Origin of the sequence: Mesorhizobium sp. M4A.F.Ca.ET.050.02.1.1, from assembly GCF_003997725.1 — a bacterium.
Taxonomy (GTDB): Bacteria; Pseudomonadota; Alphaproteobacteria; order Rhizobiales; family Rhizobiaceae; genus Mesorhizobium.
The window spans coordinates 1-3,175 of the sequence record NZ_RZSG01000697.1; the positions used below are offsets into that span (position 1 = coordinate 1).

Below are 3,175 nucleotides of genomic sequence, written 5' to 3' on the forward strand. Positions count from 1 at the left end.
GGAACGGCGGGAAAATCCCGCCGTTCCTGTCGTCAACCCTGGCGGATCAGGAATCGCCGCCGTAGACGTCGAACTTGAAGTACTTGTCGTTGATTTCCTTGTATTTTCCGTTGGCCCGAATGGCGTCGATCGCGGCATTGAACTTGTTGACCAGGTCGGTCTCGCCCTTGCGCACGGCAATGCCGGCGCCCGGACCATGGATCTCGACCACCGGCTTGATCGCCCCGACCAGCTTGCAGCAGGCGCCGTCAGGCGAATCCAGCCACTGCTGCAGCACGACGATGTCGTCATTAGCGGCATCGAGGCGGCCATTGGCGAGATCGAGCTGGTATTCCTGCGCGGTCGGATAGGGCTTGACCGTGCTGTCGGTGTAAGTCTTGCTCGCGTAGTTGAAATGCGTGGTCGCGGCCTGCACGCCGATCGTCTTGCCGGCCAGGTCTTCCTTGTTCACGCCCTTGATGTCGCTGTCTTTCGGCGCGACGATCGCCGGCGGTGTGTTGTAGTATTTGTGGGTGAAATCGACCTTTTCGGCGCGCTCGGGCGTGATCGACATCGAGGCGATGATGGCGTCGAACTTGCCGGCCTGCAGCGCCGGGATGATGCCGTCCCAGTCCTGGGCGACGAAGGTGCACTTGACCTTCATCTCGTCGCAGAGCGCCTTGGCGATATCGACGTCGAAACCAACGAGCTGGCCGTCGGCGGTCAGATTGTTGAAGGGCGGATAGGCGCCTTCAGTGCCGATTCGCAGGGTCTTTTCCTGAGCCTGGGCAACGCCAAGCGTCAGCAGCGCGGCCGAAGCGGCGAGCGCAATACGCAGTGCAATACGCATGATAATCCTCTCATGTATCCGGCCGCTGTTCCATGCGGCTCTGTGAGCGGTGCTTTTGACCGCCCGCTGGTGGCGATACTCCCACTCTTTCCCCGAAAAAAGCAACTGCAAAACAATGGCTCTGGGGATTTGCATTCCCGGCCAAAGATGACGCAAGGTTAGAGGTCGGGAACAAGTTTAGCGGCGGCTGAAAGCTGTTTCGCCGGCGCGCTCAGCGCCCCAAGCCCGAGACGCTTTCGACGAAGTCGGCTATCGATTTGACGTCGTCGAGATCGAAGACCGGCAGGCTCCCGCCTTCGGCAGCGAAGTCCGCGGCGATGGCGACGATGTTTGGATCATTGACTGACAGCGGCGTCCTGTCCTTGGCCTCAAGGCGGCGCGTCTCGATCTTCTTGTGCGCCTCGCGCTTGTAGCCTTCGACCAGCACGATGTCGGATAGCGCCAGCCGCGCCAGGATCGCCTCCAGCGTCGGCTCATCCTCATCGCGCAATTCGTGCATCAGCGCCCAGCGTCGGCCCGATACGACCGCGACCTCGGTGGCGCCGGCCTCGCGGTGGCGAAAGGAGTCCGCGCCAGGCTTGTCGATGTCGAAATCATGATGGGCGTGCTTGACCGTCGAGACCGTCCAGCCGCGCCGCACCAATTCGGCGACCAGCTTCTCGGTCAGTGTCGTCTTGCCGGAGTTCTTCCAGCCGGTGATGCCAAAAACGCGCCTGTTCATTCCTCGATGCTCTGCAGCAGTCGCTCGGCGATCGCAAGATCGTCCGGCATGTTGATGTTGAAGAACGGGTCGATCTGCTGCCCGCCCGACGCCATCATTGGAAACTCCACGTCGACGACGTCGTGCCGGTCGATGAAGGCGGAGACCCGCCGGTTGTCCTCGTCGACCAGGAACCGGCGCAAGGCGTCATGCAGGCCAAGCGGCCAGAGCGCAAATGTCGGATGCCGCCTGCCGCCGGAGCTGGCGACAGTGATGGCTCCGGGCTTTGTGGCGGCGGCCGTAGCCAGCCGCTCGATCAGATCTTTCGGGAAAAAAGGCGTGTCGCCGGCGACAGTGACGACGGCATCGCAGGCGATCGACGCCCACTCGATGCCGGTCAGTATCCCGGCAAGCGGCCCGGCGTGGCCTTCCACCGTATCGGCAAGCACCGGCAGCCCGAACCGGGCGAAGCGCGCCGGATCGCCGTTGGCGCTCAGCGCCAGCGGCCCGACCTGTGGAACGAGGCGCGCCACGACGTGGTCGAGCAGGCTGCGGCCGCCGAGCACAAGCAGGGTCTTGTCGCCGCCGCCCATGCGCCGTGACTGGCCGCCGGCCAGGATGATGCCCGCTATGTTCTGGTCCATCGTGCGCTGTCTTCTAGCTGCCGGATCGCAAAGTCTCGGCGATCCTTGGGGCTGGCCTATATGCCGTCCGGCGCCATGTCAGGTCCAGCGCTTTCGGCGGCGGTCTGCCGTCGGCCGACGATGCGCTCGCGGTAGAGCGCGTAGAGGCCGGAGCCGACGATGATGGCGGCGCCGACGATCATCGGCAGGTCGGGGACATCGCCGAAGATGACGAGGCCGAGCAGGATCGACCAGAGCAGGGCGGTGTAGCGGAACGGCGCAATGAAGGAGATGTCGCCGGAGCGCATCGCCATGATGATAAATTGGTAGCCGATCAGCACCAGCACTGCCGCCAGCGCCAGCAGCGCCGTGGCCTTGCCGCTCATCGGCGTCCAGCCGCCCATCGGCGCAAGCAGCGCAGCGCCCAGCACTGTCATGGCCAGTGCCGTGGCGGTCGACACCAACAGCGTCGGGATCGCCTGCGGGATGCGCCTTGTGGCGAGATCGCGCACCGCGCAGCAGGCGACGCTCGTCAGCGCCAGCAGCGAATAGACGCTGAAGCCTTCGAAGCCCGGCCGCACGATGACCAGCACGCCGGCAAAACCGACCGCTATCGCCAGCCAGCGCCGCCAGCCGACGCCTTCGTTGAAGAACAGCGCCGCGCCCATCGTAACCGCCAGCGGCAGCGCCTGCAGCACAGCCGAGACATTGGCGATCGGCAGATGCGCCAGCGCGACCAGGAACGAGACCGTTGCGCCGGCTTCGCCGGCCACGCGCATCGCCACCATCGGCTGCAGCATCGAGCGCGGTGCGGCCAGCGCGCCGCGCTGCCAGGCAAGCAGGCCGACGAACAGCGAGGCGAAGGCCCCCCGGATCAGCATGACCTGCGCCATGTTCATCGATTCGGAGGAGAATTTGGTGATCGCGTCGTTGAGGGTAAAGCCGACCATGGCCACCATCATGAATAGCGCGCCGCGCAGATTTGGCGAAAGGGGCAAAGGCGTCACCGGTTGTGCTTTGGAT

General features: G+C 64.5%; 4 protein-coding genes. All 4 read right to left on the reverse strand.

Annotated elements, in window-relative coordinates; translation table 11 throughout:
• Positions 1-46 precede the first annotated feature (46 nt).
• Complete coding sequence (locus EOA33_RS29535; RefSeq protein ID WP_126054507.1) at positions 47-829, reverse strand: ABC transporter substrate-binding protein; 783 nt, start codon at positions 827-829, stop codon at positions 47-49.
• A 211-nt stretch (positions 830-1,040) separates the two neighbouring features.
• Entirely contained in the window at positions 1,041-1,550 is a 510-nt protein-coding gene (mobB, locus tag EOA33_RS29540) for a molybdopterin-guanine dinucleotide biosynthesis protein B (RefSeq protein ID WP_126054508.1), read from the reverse strand.
• A complete protein-coding gene (mobA, locus tag EOA33_RS29545) occupies positions 1,547-2,173 on the reverse strand; it encodes a molybdenum cofactor guanylyltransferase MobA (protein ID WP_126054509.1) in 627 nt (208 codons plus the stop codon). The genes mobB and mobA overlap by 4 nt, the downstream gene beginning before the upstream one ends.
• A gap of 56 nt (positions 2,174-2,229) precedes the next feature.
• Positions 2,230-3,150: a DMT family transporter gene (locus EOA33_RS29550; RefSeq protein WP_127407245.1), complete on the reverse strand. Its 921-nt coding sequence runs from the start codon at positions 3,148-3,150 to the stop codon at positions 2,230-2,232.
• Positions 3,151-3,175: the final 25 nt, after the last annotated feature.